Source organism: Bacillus sp. V3B, assembly GCF_024494465.1.
In the GTDB taxonomy this organism is placed as follows: Bacteria; Bacillota; Bacilli; order Bacillales; family Cytobacillaceae; genus Bacillus_BD.
On record NZ_JAETXM010000023.1, the window covers coordinates 36,415 to 54,671 of the forward strand.

The following is an 18,257-nucleotide window of genomic DNA, read 5'->3' on the forward strand; positions in this document are numbered from 1 at the left end:
TGAGGCAATTTATCTCTGCTGGCTTTTTTTAACTTTCAGGACAACCTAGTCACTGTTAACTTAATTATGATTCCGCTTGCCTACTTGAATTGGTTCCGCATAAATAATATATCGTTCAGGTGCATCTCCAATAAAACCAAATGGATAGCAGGTTGTGACAATCAATTCTTCTTGATCATTTTGTAAAGTGATAATCTCTCTATCATCTGCATCTACGATTTTGGTAGCTATAATTTTATAGGTAAACTCACCGGTTTGGAGATTCATGACAAACTCATCTCCAAGTTCTAGTTCACCTAGCCTTTTGAATACTGTATCACGATGGCCAGAAAGAACGATTTGTCCATTTTCTCCTGGAAAATAAGATCCATTATAGTGTCCGACTCCTTTATCTAACTCGTCCGGGTCGGTTCCTTCAATAATGGCAAGCTCTGAATTGATTTTTGGGATCTCCAACAGCCCAACGACTTCTCCCTTTTCTGGAGTATATCTTTCATTGTTGACTGGCTCTGACGGTTTACTAACAAGGTTTTTAGCCTCACTGACCGTTTCTTCGACAGACATTTTCCCTTTTTGAATTTCCCAAACAGCATAGATCGTTATGCCTAAACCTACTAAAAGGATCCCAAAAAACAGAACTTTCCCTTTCATACAAATACCCCTTTTTCTTTTAATAAGACTGTGTTGATGATTATGACTTGCAAAATGACCTTTGGTGTGTGCAGCATATGTTTTATTCCGTGAATAACTTAATGCTCGCGTACAGCAAAGGCTGTTAAAATATCAACAGGATTGTTGAACAGAGCCTTTAATAACCTATTATTCTTTAACTACTGATCTACAGAATTAGTTTGTTTTTGTAGCCTGTGTTTGTTCTTTTCTATCTCTATTATACAAAAAACCCCTCTTGATTTTATTTTTCAAGAGGGATTTTTCTTTCTATGCTCTCTTTCTCGAGTAAGAGTAGATTAGGATACTTCCGCTAACGATAATTAGTAAGAGTCCTACTAATAGAAGGTTATACAGATTTGTTGCTGTATTTGGAAGTTCTTTTTCAATTTGTTCATCCTCAGTATTGTTATTTATTGTGTCAGCATTTGTGTTTTCTGCGGTTGAATCATTCTTTTTCGTTTCTTCTTTAGAATCGTCTTTTGATTCTTTATTTGTTCCATTTTCAGGATCTGTAGGATCCACCTCGAACACTCCGTACGTACTAAAGTGCGAAACTTCTGCCCAAACTTCTCCTTTTTCTGTATTATATTTTGTTGGGATGATAGCTGGTTCTTGTTTCTTCCCATCTTCATCAATATAATACACAACTACATTTTCCCATTTAGATACTTTGGAAGGATCGACAACCAATTTTAATGTGACTGGATGTTCTCCAAAGTTCGTAATGAAACTTCCGTCTTCTCTCTCAAGAGTAAAATCAAACACAGGCCCAATGGCACCATTATAAGATTTTTTTGTTACCGTTAAAGTAACATCCTGATCTGTCGGAAGAATTTCCAATGGTAACAATACTTCAATATCGCCTATCGTAGCAGGTATTGCTTTTTCTGAAATATTTATGATTGACTTTGGAATCCGAATAGATAGACCTCTGTCTGTCTCTTCATCTTCGTTTTCCTCTGGTTCTTTACTTGGCTCTTCACCTTCGTTTTCCCCTGGTTCCTTACCTGGCTCTTCGCCTTCGTTTTCCTTTGGTTCTTTACCTGGCTCTTCGCCTTCATTTTCCCCTGGTTCTTTACTTGGCTCTTCGCCTTCATTTTCCCCTGGTTCTTTACCTGGCTCTTCGCCTTTATTTTCCCCTGGTTCTTTACCTGGCTCTTCACCTTCATTTTCCCCTGGATTCTCACCTGGATCTTTATTTACAGTCGTAAATTCAAATGCTTTTTCAGCACCTAAACCTTTTCCATCATAATCCACCATTTCGTCACTAATGACTAGTTGATATTCTGTTTCTGTATTCAACGGTGAATCTGGTGTAAATGTAAATGATTGAGAAAGCTTTATTGTGTCATCCTCTTCATAATAACCAGGTTGATCAGCTTTCATTTTATAACCATTAAGCGTTTGATCTGGTGTAACGGTACCAGATACCTCTGAACCATCAGAAGTTTTCATAACCTTAATGGAATTCGCTGCATTTGCTTGATTCATTAAGCGATCAAACTCCACTTGGAACGAACTATTTACTGTAACCCCACCTTTCAAATCTTCCATCGATTCAGCCTGATCCCCATTAATTACTCTCACATTGTTAATAATAGGATCATAGTTCCGAACAAGCGGTACATTTAATTCCGTTTCTGCTGGTGGAACGGTTACAATTCGGCTTGTGTAAGACTCATAACCATCCTTACTAAAAATAACTTTCCAATTACCTTGAATAACATCCCATCCATATCGTCCATTTTCATCTGTCACCTGTGGATTTACTTGACCAAATGCGGCAGCATTCCATTGCTCCCATGTTTCCTCATCTGTCTGCTCTTCCACCACTGCGGTAACACCTGGCAAACGATTTTCCATGCTACCTTCAAATACATATCCTGAAGGATCAATTAATACAATGACCTCTACAATTGGCATAGAAATCACTTTTCCATTCTTTTCAAATGTAAGCTCCATTAACTGCTCACCATATGAACTCCAATCGCCAGGAATTTCTACTTCATATACCTTTCCTTTTTTGGTGAATTCATATTCTTCTCCAAGGAAATGAAGGGTTGCTTCTTCAACTGATTGATCAAATTTAGCTTCAAGCTTAATTGGTGTAAACTCAACAATTGCCATCGTGGCCACACCTGTATATGGGTTTAACGTAACATCCTTGTTCCAACCAGCTGTAAGACTTAGATCAGTCAGTTTCGGAACAGAGGAATTATATTCAATCCGAATAGATGCTGATGATGCGGTTTGACCATTATCCGTTACTTTTGCCACCAATTGATGTGTACTTTCTTCCCCATTACGAATAGGCAATTGAACATCTGCATACCACCAGCGACTATTCACCGGAACGGTTGTATCTGCTAATAGAACATTTCCATCATAAATTTGAATTTGACTTCCTGGTTTCGCACTACCATATACTTTAACCATTTCTTCAGAAGTAACCTCTGGTCCATTTAACGTAACATAAATGAGAGAAACTGAATTATTTAGATTCACTGTTTCTTGACCAGACTTAATCGTTGCTGAAGAAACAAGGTTTTCTTGTGCTGTTTCTTTTACTTTTGCTTTAAATGAAATTGTTCCTGTTTCTTCTGCCGCAACTTCATTTAAAGTAATCACATTATTTAGGGTAAATTGACTTGTTGTCACATCCTGATTGGACACCAACAAGGAATCACTAATCAATTCAACTTCATCTGAAAGAGCAAAGGAAAATTCTACATTTTGAACAGCTTCACCTTGATTTGAATAATTCAAACGATATTCCACTGTTTCTCCCGGGACCGCTGAGCTTTTCGATGCAACAAATGTATTTCCCTCACCTGCAAACGCCCCTGTTGCTTCTTGAGTTAAGAAAATATCAATAGTTGATCCTGCTCCAACTTGTTGTAAAGTCTTAGAAGGTAAATTATAGGCATCAATCACAACTTTATAATTACCTGGCTTCACACCATGTACTTTGAAATAACCGTTCGCATCTGTTCGTGTATAGTATGACCCCCATTTGCTGCCTTCTTCATACACTTGCACGGATGCATGTTTAACCGGTTCATTTGCTGCAGCCTTATATACATGACCATCAATAAATTGTTCTGGTTGTAATACAATATCTTCTATTTCAGCTATATCATCTACAAATTGAGATGCTGGAATCGAAGATTTGTAAGTTATGTAACCAGGTAATTCAATTTCAATTGTTACATCTTCAACATTAAGTCCTGCCGCATAAATCTCTCCTGCTTGTTCAAAGGAACCATATGCACTGGTTGTCGGGCCTGAAATGCTAAACCATCCACCAACTGGTGACTTGCCATCAGCTGTTGTCACATTGGCCTTTAATTCAGCACCTTTATCAAGTGTAATAAAAAATCTTTCATTTTCTTTAATAGATTCTTTTGAGCTTGTCCAAACTTTGTAGCTATTAGAACCAATGTTTATCACATAATCATCCGCTATGGCTACATCGTCAATTGAATAAATACCATCGTCTGAACCTACAGACCACTCATAGTATGATCCAAGATAATATCCAGTCTTGTTAATCGTCTCTGTACTTTGGAGAGACAAGTAGTCCAGACTCTTAACGGGATTGCCATTTGAATCTTTTATTGAAAAGGTTACCGTCGTTGTTTTGATATCAAGCTTTTCAACTTGAATTTCAATTGGATAAACACCATCACTTGTCACGTCAACTTCATGTAAAAGAGCACCATACTCCTCTCCTCCATAAATATAGACCGAGTATGTTCCTTTCGGTAATTCAAATGATGTATCTTGTCTTTCATAAGGGAAGAATAATCCCTTTTCGTCCGTATAACCATATAAAAAGATGTTACTATTGGTTTCGTCTTCACCTTCGATTGACATATCAATACCACGAACTGGCTTATCATCTTTATCAGTGATTTTAAAAGAAACATCTTCTACATTATTTTCCTCCGACCATCTAGTATCGATATATGTACTACTACTAAAGTGGTCGTCCTCATCATTTACAACATCCGCCACAATCGAGTATCTTGTTGACGGATCAAGGCCTTCAATCGTATAGGAATAATCACCATATTCAATGATATGCTCGGCTACTATGGACGGCCCTCCATAGACATCATTATACACATCGTTGTATACATCATTATATACATCATCAAAAACGCTACCATATGAATAGACAGTTAGTTTTGCAGATTTAACTGTTGTCGGATCAACGTTTCCAGCCCACTCTACTTTTACTGACTGGTCCGTAATCTCTGATGCTTCTAAATGAAGGGTTCCGTAGTAGTCCTCATCTGTAGTGTAAACATCTACACCATGACCACGAAGCTCTTGGATAACGGTAGATGCTTGTGACCCTGCAGTAAGATCAAGCTTTGTATTTGATAAATTGACTAATACTAGATTCTGCAGTGACTGTAACGTATCAATATTTGTAATGGGGTTACTATATAAATACAGATACTGTAAATTAGATAAACTACTTAAAGGGCTCGCATCCTTAATAGTATTTGATTCTATACTTAATTCAGTCAAAGCTGATAAACCACTTAATGGTGAAATATCAGTGATCCGATTATCGTATAAACCTAAATATTCTAAAGATGTTAATCCTGCCAAGGGACTTACATCACTTATTCGATTATAGTCTAGTGATAATGATTGTAGCGATGTTAAATCCTCAAGACTTGCAAGATCACTAATCTTGTTATCACTTAAAGAAAGATCTTCTAATTTAGTAAGCTTAGCTAATGGACTAAGATTTGAAATTTCATTACCACCTATATAAAGTCCTTGTAGATTAATAGCCCTCTCAAGACCAACAAGAGAGCTGATATTACTATAGCCTGCATATAGATAGGTTAATTTTTCCATATCACTTTCTTTTAATTCACGATCGTTTATCCAAAGTTCTTCTTTTATTGCTTTTTCCAGATTACGATCTTCTATCATTACTTCTTCTCCAGAAGGAGCTGGAAGAGTCGTTACGTCTATTTCCATTTCTTCTTCTTCTGTAAAAGTTCCAAATACAGCAACTACTTTAATAGAATACGTTGTCTCAGGCTGGAGACCTTTGATTGTATAATCCCAACCTTCCATTTCTGCCACTTCTTCGTTATCTACAAAAATTTTATACGATGTTGGCTCATCTTTACCACTATAGTACCAATCTAAATAAATACTTTGATCATCCGCTTTAGGAGTATTAAACGAATAAATATAACCCGACTCTCTATATTCTACAAGAATATCTTTAGCTTCTAACTCTTCTATAATGTTTCTCGCTGTTTGATCTTGATAGAAATCGATAGAGATATCCTGAATATTGACCCAATATAAATTAGGAATCTCTTTAAGAGTTGAAATATCGGAAACTTTAGTGCCAGATATATCTAAAGAGTCTAATGCCTGCATGTCTTTCAGCAGGGATATATCTGAAATTGGATTGTTCCATACAGAAATATAATATAGTTCCTCTAGATCCTTTAACGGAGATAGATCTGTAATACTGTTCCCCCCTAAATTCAGGGATTCTAGGTTAACTAAATTTTCTATTCCTTGTAAGGAAGCTATATTATAATAATCGGCATTCAGATAAAAAATGGGTTCTACATCACTTTTATACAATTCCCTATCATAAATTTGTAGCTGTTCACGAACGGCTTCCTCTAACTGGGAATCTTCAAAAGTAACAACTTCTCCCACAGGCTCAGATTTCGTAGAAAAAGCGTTATCTACAAAGGCATATACTTCATCACCTTTAAGTGCCTCCACACGTATAAAATACTCAGTACCTGGCGATAAGTTAGTCATTTTATAGCTATTATCATGTACGGTTGAATACTCCGAACTATCAACATATATCTTGTAAGAGTCCGGTTCAAATCCACTATAGCTCCAATCCAGAGAAATGAAATCTTCTCCTAAAGTCCAATCCATAAAGGAAATTGATACAGCAGGGTCATAAAATACTTTCACCCCGTTTTCCTCTAATGTTGTAATAACATCACGCGCCTGTTCATCCGTCGTATAATCGACAGGAATATCTCTTATTTCAAGCATGGTTAAATTTGGTAGGTTTAAGAACGGGCTTAAATCAGTTACCTTTGTTCCTGTAATACTAACTTCCCATAAGTCACTTAATTGCTCAATTCCTTCAATCGAAGGAATATCTGTGAAACTTAAATCAAGTTGATAAATCTTACGTAAATCTAGGATCGGTTCTAATTGACTAATTGGATTATTTTGAACAACGAGTACACTTAAGTTTGTTGCATACTCAAGTCCCGTTAAATCGGTAATTCCTCTGTCATTCCCATCAAAAATTTCAAGATGTTTCATATCAGAAACTGTCACTTCATCATCAGAAATTCCTAAATGTTCCTTTACAGCTTCTTTTAAATTGTCATCAATAAAAACAACCGGTTCTGAACCGGGGTCAACTAGATCCTCACTCTCTAGTTCAGCAGGTTGTGCAGGATCAACTAATTCACTACTCTCTAGTTCAGCGGCCTGTAAAGGATCAACTGAATCAGTCTCATTTTCAGTGGAGAGTGGCATTTCTTCTATTTCAGTTTTGACTTCTTCTGCTTCTAAGGCTGCAGTGCCATTGTCTGAAGGTAGTTCTGTGTTTTCCTTTTCTGGAGAACTCCATATTTTAGGACTACTTTCTGCAACCATTGTACCCGCAGTTACACGAATAGCATATGTAATCTCTGAAATTTCTTCATGAAGAGGATCAACATAGGAATAAGACAAAAGTTTTCTATCGTCATCCCCCAATTCACTACTAATCTCAGATTCTTGATTTATTGGTAAAACATCACCATTTTTTATCAGTTCAATTTTATCAATATTCTCCATAGATGTGGGGTAACTAACATCAAACGAAAGACTTATTGCTTGATCCTTTAGTACCGGATCCTTCAGATCAACCTGAATATCCATCTCTTTGGCAATCACAGTTGAAACAGGTACTAAATAGGTCATGATCATCATAAAGATCACAAATATATGAAGCCATTTCTTTACTTTCATAAAAAGACTCCTTTCTAACCTCCTAATAGGATAAATTTCCAACAAAGACTATTATACTAGATCAAGGGAAATTTTAGGGGTTATTTTTTTAAAAAAGTAATTTCATTAGTACCGCTTTACTCTTTTTGTCCCCTATCAGTTCAATTGAGTACATCTTAGTATAAAAAAGACTGACAATATGCCAGCCTTCTTTACTCATTTTAATTATTTACATTGGCTTTATCTCGAACTTGAATTCGCAATTGCTCATTTAACTTCTCAGTCTGCTTTTTCAACTTATCATTTTGAATTTTCAACTGGTTGTTTTCAATTTTTAAACCCTTGACTTCAGTTTCCATTTCACTGATTTTTGCCTCGTATTCCTTTATTTCTCCTGCTGAAGAACAGCCTCCAAGTATAAATAAAGCCATTGCACTAACGACAATCCAAATGAACCTTTTTTTCAATTATGTACACCCCTTCGTAAATCTCTTTTTATATTAATATACCTTATATTATTTCAACAAGAAGAAAATTTCGATCCATTTCCCTATTCATAATAGGAAAATTGATATAATAATTAGGACCTATAATAAGTAAAGTAAGTGAAGGGAACGGGTATGACGCAAATATCCCTGGACGATACATCGCAGGAAAAACGGGTACTACTTCTTACGATTCATGGTTTGTTGGATTCGATGAGCACTATACAATAGCTGTTTGGATGGGCCCTGATGATATCATCCCTCAAAGTCGTATGGACATTCCCTATGAGTACTCTACTACAAACCTATTTAAAAAGATTTTTGAGCCATTGGGGGAGCAAAAGTGAACTGGATCATTTTTATATTTTTAACTGGCATATTTATTATTTCACCTTATTTTAAAGGCTTATACTATAACTTCAGTTTTTACCCAATTGTCCTTATCCTAGCAAGTTTATTTCTGTTATTAACAGCAAAACTGTTTATCAAAAGGGAATGTCCTACCATTGCACCCAGCTTGCCTGTTATCTTATTTCCAATTAGTTATGGAATGTCTTTCTTTGTAGCAGAAAATCCGAAGGGGGCTGCGGACTCATGGATCCAATGGGTTTCATACGCTGTCTTTTTCATTCTATTATACAAGCTGAATCAAACAAAAAGGATGAAGCATATCATGCCAATCATCTTTCATTTAACAGGGAGTGGCCTCGCGATTTTTACACTCCTTGTCTATTATGAAATTGTGTTTTTCAGAAGCACGATTGTAGCTGGAAGGTTTGCTGGCGTATTCCAATATCCAAACACGTTTGGAATGGTAATGGCCGTATTTATTCTTTTTGCTTTAATGATCATAACAAAGAAAAACATGAAACTCCCTGAATTTATCTTTTATAGCTTTTCACTTGTAGCACTCTTTACCTGTTTGATTCAATCATTTTCTCGTGGCATGTTTGTCCTATTCCCGATTGCATGGTTTTTCGGGCTATTGTTATTAAACAAGCAAAAGCAAATCGAATATTTCCTATATACTTTGTTTGTTACTGGAATCGGGCTCAGTGTCTATACATTCATGGAAACAGGAGAGAACAGCCATAGTGAATTTCCTGGTTTATTCATGCTCCTACTAGGATCCGCTTTATTCATTATTATTGCTTATTATTCAAAAGGATTTATTTCTAATAAAGTGAGTCCTGTCACAAAAAAAGGGAATCAATTTCTGCTCCCTTGTATTCTGCTTGTTATGTCTATTCTAGGAATACTTGATTTAAAGAACGAGGGACTTGTGTTTCAGCAGTTACCCACTCAACTGCAAGAACGGGTTCAAAGTGTAAGTTTGGAGGCTGCCACTGCAAAAGAACGTCTCATTTTGGCCAAAGACGCTTTAGAATTAAGTTCATCTTCGCCATTTATTGGTTTCGGGGGCGAAGCTTGGGCCTCTATTTATAAAAAAGGGCAACATTTACCGTACACCTCTAACAAAATTCATAACGGTTTTTTGGAATGGATCGTAGATACTGGTTGGATTGGATTTACCCTTTTTCTTGTCGTTTTCATTTATTTCTTTCGATTATTATGGAGAAATAAGGAGGATGTACCTTTAAATAAAGCCGTAATTGTTGCCTTGTCAGCTATCTTCCTGCATAGCTTCATAGACTTTAATTTTTCTTACAGCTGGGTATGGCTAATGATTTTCTGGTTGTTGGCGATGGGCATGAATCAGCATACAACTAAAAAACCTCATGACAATAAACTATTCGCTATCCTAACCAGCATATTTGCTATATTCGTTATCCTATCTGCATTCTTTGCTTATCGATTTATCGTCGCTGAGCAAGCTTATAATAAATCGAAAGTAGTGAAATCAATCAGTTTAAAAGAAATAGCATTAGAAAGAGCTGTTTCATACGATCCGCTAAATACATCTTATCGAATGAGATTAACAGAGCTTTACTTAACGAATGAAGATCAGCAAAAGTGGCGAAAATCAATGGATGAGACCATTCAATTGGAACCGAACAATTCCAATATCTTTCAAAAGGCAGGCTCTTACGCTGAAAAAGCAGGGGATCCTGGGTTAGCTATCACTTATTATCATAAAGGATTAGACATTGATCATTTTAATCATTATCTATACGAAAGCAGTATTCGTCTACAAATGGAGCAAGCACTGTTATTAAAGAAACAAGGAAAAGCAAATGAAGCCCATGAGCTGTTAGAATCTGTCATAAATGATTACCATCATAATCTAGAGTCGTATGAGCATTTTTTAAAGTATGCTCCTAAAGAAGCCGAACGGTTTAATAGTCGTCATTTCATCGTAACCGATAAGACTAAATACTACGCTGCTCTTGCCTTTTATTTGAAAGAAGATTATAAACAGATATTGGATATTTTTGATCAAATAAATCCTACATCGTCTGAATGGAAACGTGTGGCTGCCCTAACTATTTTGTCTCTTGAAAAAATGGGAGATAAGGAAGAAGCCGATAAAGTCATGATAGAAGCTGAAAAACAATTTTCTAATATGACAGATACTCTGCACTATTTTCAATCAGAATATTAGCAGACTTTCCATGAACCTAACTTATGCAAGGTCGTATACGATCATTAAATGGTATACGACCTTTTTATGATTTCAAATGAATAAGGGCTTAATGAACTTTCAGGGAGTTACATGATATTCAGATTCTTATATGAACCGTGACCCATTTTTTCCGCTAAAGTAATGGGTTCAGCAGCATGAACTGAAGCAGAACCTTTTAAATAGGATGATTGAATATTTACATCATGTCCCTCAAAATCACTTCTTCCCCTCCCCCTATAGTTTATATTCTATTTGAAAACCCATTATTATATTAAAATAAAATTATCTCTATAGAACATACGAATCAATCAAACGTTTGATTGGATTCATTTTTCATAGATTTATCTCTACTCAAAAAAGCACCCAAAATGGTTCGGGTGCCTTTTTTCTTGTATGTATTTTAGTCACATAAAGCCTTTACTAAAGCCTTTTTAATTGATTTTGGTTGATCAATACAAATGGCTGGCATATGAGCATCTTGTGGTGTGAAGATCGCAAAGTAGCCTGCTTTAACAAGAAGAAGATCGCCATTTCCCTCATAAAATAGGATATCTTTTTCTTTGTCTTCTTCATTTACTTTTACATTTTCCACGTTTGTATACCCCATTCTTTCTTCACCTTGGACCATACATTGGATATCTGTATATTGATAATGGGATTCGTAGCGGCCTTCCTCGACTGCTTTTGTTTCATACTCTTGGATCAGAACGAATGCTTTGTCACCTTCAATGTCGTATTTACCAACAGGTAGAGAATTCAGATCATTCTCTTGTAAAAATTGTAGCCCCTTTTTTAATCTTGGATGAAGTCCTTCATAGAATGTAGCGTTCGAGAGTTTATCAATAATCAATGTATTTCCTCCACAATTCAGGTTAGTAGTAACAGTATTTTATTATAAGCCACGCTCTATGCATCAACAATCACAAATTCTTTTATCCCTATTTTGTTCATGGAAATGGAGGACTTTCTGCTGTTTTAAAAGTGACCTTAAGCATGTCTAGTACACGAAAAAAGAAGAGCAGCATCGCTCTTCTCGTTTAAATCAGTCCATTTGGATCGATCACAGGTCTTAATTTTGTCGAAAAACTGACAAATTAACATTCTGATCATTTATCTAATTCTGAGACTCCTGACAGACAAATTATTCTGATGACACGACTTCTTCCTTTTTTTCGTATACCATCCAATCCGACCCATTGATCTTATTGGATGCATCGATGATTTTTTGTTTCACCCGATCATGTTCTGAACCGGTTAATAATGTTGGTTGATAATCATTCCTAGAGGAAACAGATGAGATGGAAAAAGGGATAACCTTTATTTCTTTTTTATCGGTGAGGGTGTCATTTTCCAAATAAAAGGTTTGTTGAAATACGAAGGTATCCTTGTCACTTGGATTTCTATTTCCGCCAAACATAAAGTTACCTAGACTATAAACAATAAATTTTCCATTATATTCTTCTATCCCTTGTATAACATGTGGATGGTGTCCCAGAATAAGATCGGCCCCCTGATCGATCGTATATCGTGCGAGTGACTTTTGCGACTCTGTCGGAACATACTGTCTTTCATTCCCCCAATGAAAATGAACAAGAATGATCTGCACACCTTGATCTTGTAACGTTTGAATATCCTGCTCAATCGTACTACGTATTTCGATGGTATCCGCCCACCCTTCATACCCTAAGGCACCTAATTTCACCCCTTTGATGGTTGTGATATATTGATGTTCGTAACCAAAGTAGCCAATCCCTTGATTCTCCAAGGTAGCCATCGTATCTCTATAGCCTTGCTCTAAATAATCAAAGATATGATTGTTTGCTAAATTGACCGCTTCAATTCCTCCCAATTCTAGAATTTCCGCATAGGCAGGATCACCCTTAAAGCGAAATGTCTTCGCCGCTTTCTCTGTTGCGGTTGTTAGTGTCGTTTCTAAATTAACACTTGTAAAATCATCTTCTATAAAAAGATTTCCCAACCCCTCTACAAAATAAGAATATCCATTCGCTGAAGCTTCACTTACAAAGGAACCACTATAACCAAAGGTTTCGTCTGTCCCAAGAGTAAAGTCTCCAGCTGCATTGATTTTAATCGTCGTTTCAGAAACGGGTACCGGTTCCTGTGTATTCGCTTTTTCTTCCGTATTTCCCTTGTTCCGGGAAGTTGTAGGTGCGTCTTTTTCTGAACTCTTATTAGTTGTATTAAAAAAAACGCCAGCCATCATGAAAGTGATCGTTAAAATACTGAAAATGCCTGTTCTAATCCAACGACTCTTTGTTTTCTTGTTCAACTCATTCCCGTCTTTTCTTGAATTCATCGTTACGATCATCCCCTCATTTTGATCCAATTCGTAAAGCTTCCTCCTAAAAATGAGTACTTCTCTTCCTTATGGTAGTTCGTGTATGTAAGGGTCTAGCGGTTATTTATATGTAGGGTTTTCTCATATTATGGCAATGATCAAGGGAAAATGAGCATGGGTGATGGATTTCATTCAGATTTCCTTTTAAAATAATCGTTAAAAATGGAGTTCGGGCGACTTTAACAGCAGCGTAGTTATTTGCATAAACTTTAGTAAAATGGAATGATGATAAAAGACTAAAAAGAATACCTTTAAAACATGTATAATTTAAAGTGTATCCTTTATTAAGTGTATCCTTTATTAATGGAAGCTTTTTGAACAAAGTCCATCACAAAAAATGATATAAGGAGATGATGTATCGTGAAGCAAGCCCTACAACAGATTGAAAAAGAGATCTTTTCCATTTTCGATCATCTCCATCAGAACCCTGAAATCAGTTGGAAAGAAGTAAACACAACCCAATTTTTAAAAGAGCAACTTGAAAAAGAAGGATACCGTGTGCAAACGTTCTCAGACTGTACAGGGGTTGTCGGTGAAATCGGTGAAGGTGACTTTACGGTCGCCGTACGAGCGGATATAGATGCGCTTTGGCAAGAAAAAGATGGCAAATGGCAGGCCAATCATTCTTGTGGACATGACTCCCACTCCACCATGCTTCTTGGCGTCATGAAATTGTTCAATCGAATGGGCTATAAGCCACCTGGAAAATTAAAAGTAATTTTTCAACCTGCTGAAGAAAAAGGAGCGGGCGCATTGAAAATGTTGGAGAAAAAGATCCTTGATGATGTCGACTACTTATACGGGGTTCATTTGCGACCGATTCAAGAATTACGCAGTGGCTATGCCTCCCCTGCCATTCTTCACGGTGCTTCTCAGTTTATAACGGGAGAAATTAAAGGGGAAACCGCTCATGGAGCCCGGCCACATCTTGGCGTGAATGCGATTGAAGTGGCGAGCAGCTTGGTACAGGAAATCAGTAAAATCCATGTAGATCCTCAAATTCCGGCATCGATTAAAATGACCGCGATCCATGCAGGTGGTGCAAGTGGCAATACGATTCCGGATCGTGCCGAGTTCTCTCTTGATCTGCGTGCCCAAACGAACGATGTAATGAACGAATTGGAATTTAAACTAACGCAAATTATTGAAGGACTTTCTATGATCTATGATGCGGATATTAAATTGCATTCAGAAATCAAACTAGCAGCAGCAACAGTCGACTTAGAAGCCCAACAGATGATGAAAGGGGCCATTCAAGAAGTATTGGGTCAAGAATATTGTGCCCCACCTGTCGTGACATCGGGTGGCGAGGATTTTCACTTTTATTCTCTGATGAAAGAAGATTTGAAAACGACGATGCTTGGGCTTGGATGTGATCTTCAGCCAGGACTCCATCACCCTAATATGACTTTTCACCGCAAGGATATGTTAACGGGTATTCAGATTCTTGCAACAACAGTGATTCATACATTTCAAACACTCACAACAACTGAAACGAAGCCAAACGAGAAAAAGTGAGAGGTGAACCCTATGGATATTAGGATTAGAAACATTCAAACGATGGAGGATTTTGAAAAGGTTCTTCAACTTGATCTTAAAGTGTGGGGTGGGGAGCCTGTTCCGGTTCATCAAACTTTAACAGCTGCCAAAAACGGAGGTATTGTTTTAGGTGCTTTTGCCAAAGAACAGCTTGTCGGATTTCTTTATAGCTTTCCTGGATTTAAAAATGGGGAGACTTATCTTTGTTCTCATATGATGGGCATTGATGCCGATTACCGGAACCAAGGAATCGGGGCTCAGTTGAAGTTGAAACAAGCAGAAAAAGCGTTAAGGCTTGGTTATAAAATGATTCGTTGGACATTTGATCCACTACAAAGTCGAAATGGCTATTTAAATATCGCTAAGCTTGGGGCGATTTGCTCGGAGTATATCGAGAATTGCTACGGCGAAATGAACGATGGCTTAAATAAAAACATGCCCTCTGATCGATTTAATGTAGAGTGGCTTATTGATCATCCTTATCGAAAAAACCGACAAACTCTTTTTGCAGATGTTGCGGTGAAATCAGAAGGGATTGTGCTTGGTTGGAAGGAACGAAAGGACGGATTTCCTGAGGCGTTCGAAGTTGAAAATCAACATCATCACGATTCTTCTTATCTTTTTGTTCCTGTGCCGGTCTTTTTTCAACAACTAAAGGAACAGGATGCCGCGTTAGCGTTTGATTGGCGTTTGAAGATAAGAGCTGTATTTCAGCCTCTCTTTGCCGACGGTTGGGCTGTTGTCCATGTGGTGCGCAAACAGGATGAACCTGTTCAATATTATGTTCTTTGCAAAAGAGAAAGATTGGCATTGTAACGATCGTGTGACGAATATTCCGTACAATTGGTCATCACTCCATACAGGAGCCTATATCATGAGAAATTCTTGTATGGAGAAAGGAATTACATAGTTATGAATATTTTTCCCGAGTTGACGGATCAAATTCGCCCCGCCGAATTTGCGCCCGGATTTTTATCACGCTTCAGAAAGCCACATCCTGTGGCTTTCGCCTGACTAGGACGTCCTGTCCGTCGTCGAGCTCACTCGATAAATTACCTTTAAAAAATCCGAGGCATCCGCCAGAGGCTTAAAATCATATGGAGGTACACGCAATGAAGATAGATCGAGTTGTTTTAAGACATTTGCAAATGGAACAGAAGTCTCCCTTTACAACGAGTTTTGGGACATTTAAGATGAAAGATTTTATTTTAGTCGAAGCGATTGATACAGATGGCGTTTCCGGCTGGGGGGAATCAGTTGCTTTTCATGCTCCATGGTATAGTGAAGAAACAATGAAAACCAATTGGCATATGTTAGAGGATTTCCTATTGCCGCTCACCTTCCAGTCTCCTATTGAGCATCCAGATCAATTGAACGAACGTTTTTCTACTATCCGAAAAAATAATATGGCCAAGTCGGCGATTGAAGGAGCCGTTTGGGATTTACATACTAAAAAACAAGGGATTCCGTTAAGCCAAGCTCTCGGTGGGAAAAAGAAGCAGATTGAAGTAGGGATTAGCATTGGGATTCAACCAACTGTTAAGGATCTTCTTTCTATAATCGATAAGTATGTAACGGAGGGTTATCGCCGGATGAAGGTGAAAATTAAGCCAGGTTGGGATGTCTCTGTGATTGCAGCGATCCGGGGGAGGTTCCCACATATTCAGTTAATGGCCGATGCGAATTCTGCTTATACGCTTAGGGATACGAATTTATTGAAGGAGCTTGATCAATATAATCTGACGATGATTGAACAACCGTTGGCATCCGATGATATTATTGACCACGCCTCGTTGCAAGCTCAGCTGCAGACACCGATTTGTTTAGATGAGAGCATTCATTCGTTGGAGGATACACGAAAAGCGATTAGCCTAGGTAGCTGCAAAGTGATCAATGTTAAGATTGGCCGAGTTGGTGGATTGACGGAAGCGGTGAGGATTCATGATTTGTGTAAGGAGAATGGGATTCCGGTTTGGTGTGGCGGGATGTTGGAAGCGGGTGTTGGACGAGCTCATAATATTGCGATTACGACGTTAGATCATTTCACGATGCCTGGGGATACAGCTGCTTCTTCTCATTATTGGGAAAAGGATATTATTGATCCAGAAGTGACGGTTAGGGATGGACTGATTACGGTTCCTGATAAGCCTGGGATTGGGTATGAAGTGAATCGCCGTCTAGTCGATTCCTATACGGTCTCATCGAAAACGTATAGGAAATGGTAGTAGGGTCCTCTCTCACGGTGACCGTTTTTCAGCTTTTCTTCTGTTTACGGTCACCATCGACCTTGTATGGTGACTGATTTCTTGATGTTTCTATTTATAGTATAAAAAGCAACAAAGTTTACGAAAAGAGCCTTAACAAAAGAGGCACCCATTCAATGATGGATACCTCTCTCCTACTATTTTTCTTTCGAATGCCACTTCCACGCACTCGTAATAATCTCTTCCAAAGAGTACTCTGCTTTCCAGCCTAACTCATTGAATATTTTTTCAGAAGAAGCCACAAGTCGAGCAGGGTCACCTTCCCTACGTTCAGCCATAACACTATTCGCTGTCTTTCCTGTCACTTTTTCACACGTTTCAATGACTTCTTTTACAGAATAACCTAAACCATTCCCAAGATTATAAGTAGCTGTTGTTTTTTTGCCTGTTAATAAAGCATCTAGTGCTAGTATATGGGCTCTGGCCAAATCGGTCACATGAATATAGTCACGGATACAAGTTCCATCCGGTGTCTTGTAGTCACTACCGAAAACGGAAATACTTTCCCTTTCTCCTACCAAATGCTGAAGAATGATCGGAATTAAATGTGTTTCCGGATCATGCTTTTCTCCAATGTCAGCCGTCTTGTAGGCGCCTGCTGCATTGAAATAGCGCAACACAACATACCGAAGGCCATAGGCTCCAGCGTAGTCACCTGAAATCTGTTCGACCATTCGTTTAGAACGACCGTACGGATTAATAGGATTGGTTGGGGTGCCCTCTGTAATAATGTCCACATCAGGAATCCCATAAGTTGCAGCAGTTGAGGAAAAAATAAAATTCTTTACTTTATATTTCTTCATGGCTTCCAACAACGTCAAAGTAGCTGCTACATTATTGGCATAGTATTTCATTGGATCTACCACAGATTCACCAACTAGACTGTTTGCAGCAAAATGTATCACAGCCTCAACCGAATACGTTGAAAAGATATAATCCAACTCATCTGGATTTCCTAAATCCCCTTCAACAAAGACCGCTCTCTCATCCACTGCCCATCTATGACCAGTTGAAAGATTATCCAGCACTACGACCTCTTTTTCTTTTACTAATTCTTTTACCAAATGACTGCCGATATAACCCGCTCCACCGACGACGAATATCATAGGTACACTCCTTCAATTAATTCTCTCTAGAGTCATTAGAATAGTTCCGTATCCTTATGTAAAATGGAAAAAACATGATCTATTCTAGATACACTAATCTATTATTCGATCGCTAACAAAAGACGAATTTTCGCAAAATCAGTAAAAAATTTTACATTCTACTTATAAAGAAGATTTCCACCAGTGGGGGTTTTACTGCCCGTTAAGAGTCGGGTAAATGAATACTTT

General features: G+C 37.7%; 10 protein-coding genes. 4 read left to right on the forward strand and 6 right to left on the reverse strand.

The annotated features are described in order from the left end of the window. Window positions 1-60: 60 nt before the first annotated feature. The 3 genes from JMM81_RS18540 to JMM81_RS18550 all read right to left on the reverse strand — a co-directional run bounded on the left by JMM81_RS18540 (window position 61) and on the right by JMM81_RS18550 (window position 8,159). A complete protein-coding gene (locus JMM81_RS18540) occupies window positions 61-651 on the reverse strand; it encodes a class D sortase (protein ID WP_256243028.1) in 591 nt (196 codons plus the stop codon). A 288-nt stretch (window positions 652-939) separates the two neighbouring features. Further along, window positions 940-7,713 carry a leucine-rich repeat domain-containing protein gene (locus JMM81_RS18545; protein WP_256243029.1) on the reverse strand — a complete coding sequence of 2,258 codons (6,774 nt, stop codon included), beginning with the start codon at window positions 7,711-7,713 and terminating at the stop codon, window positions 940-942. Between the two features lie 200 nt (window positions 7,714-7,913). Then, window positions 7,914-8,159 (reverse strand): hypothetical protein, encoded by a 246-nt coding sequence (locus JMM81_RS18550; protein WP_256243030.1) that lies wholly within the window; start codon window positions 8,157-8,159, stop codon window positions 7,914-7,916. A gap of 361 nt (window positions 8,160-8,520) precedes the next feature. Between JMM81_RS18550 and JMM81_RS18555 the strand changes: the two genes are divergently transcribed. After that, window positions 8,521-10,740: an O-antigen ligase family protein gene (locus tag JMM81_RS18555; RefSeq protein WP_256243031.1), complete on the forward strand. Its 2,220-nt coding sequence runs from the start codon at window positions 8,521-8,523 to the stop codon at window positions 10,738-10,740. Between the two features lie 421 nt (window positions 10,741-11,161). Here JMM81_RS18555 and JMM81_RS18560 read toward each other — a convergent pair whose 3' ends face one another. Both JMM81_RS18560 and JMM81_RS18565 read right to left on the reverse strand, forming a co-directional pair. After that, window positions 11,162-11,611 (reverse strand): NanQ anomerase/TabA/YiaL family protein, encoded by a 450-nt coding sequence (locus tag JMM81_RS18560; protein ID WP_256243032.1) that lies wholly within the window; start codon window positions 11,609-11,611, stop codon window positions 11,162-11,164. A gap of 291 nt (window positions 11,612-11,902) precedes the next feature. After that, complete coding sequence (locus JMM81_RS18565; RefSeq protein ID WP_483862176.1) at window positions 11,903-12,985, reverse strand: CapA family protein; 1,083 nt, start codon at window positions 12,983-12,985, stop codon at window positions 11,903-11,905. A 495-nt stretch (window positions 12,986-13,480) separates the two neighbouring features. On the opposite strand from JMM81_RS18565, the gene JMM81_RS18570 reads away from it, so the two are divergent. The 3 genes from JMM81_RS18570 (at window position 13,481) to menC (ending at window position 16,884) form a co-directional block, all read left to right on the forward strand. After that, a complete protein-coding gene (locus JMM81_RS18570; protein ID WP_256243034.1) occupies window positions 13,481-14,638 on the forward strand; it encodes a M20 peptidase aminoacylase family protein in 1,158 nt (385 codons plus the stop codon). 12 nt (window positions 14,639-14,650) lie between these two features. Continuing rightward, window positions 14,651-15,475, forward strand: a complete 825-nt coding sequence (locus tag JMM81_RS18575) for a GNAT family N-acetyltransferase (protein WP_256243035.1) — start codon at window positions 14,651-14,653, stop codon at window positions 15,473-15,475. A gap of 296 nt (window positions 15,476-15,771) precedes the next feature. Then, window positions 15,772-16,884 carry an o-succinylbenzoate synthase gene (gene menC, locus JMM81_RS18580; RefSeq protein WP_256243036.1) on the forward strand — a complete coding sequence of 371 codons (1,113 nt, stop codon included), beginning with the start codon at window positions 15,772-15,774 and terminating at the stop codon, window positions 16,882-16,884. A 176-nt stretch (window positions 16,885-17,060) separates the two neighbouring features. Here menC and galE read toward each other — a convergent pair whose 3' ends face one another. Further along, on the reverse strand, window positions 17,061-18,029 hold the full coding sequence (galE, locus tag JMM81_RS18585; protein ID WP_256243037.1) for a UDP-glucose 4-epimerase GalE: 969 nt from the start codon (window positions 18,027-18,029) through the stop codon (window positions 17,061-17,063). Between the last annotated feature and the right edge of the window lie 228 nt (window positions 18,030-18,257).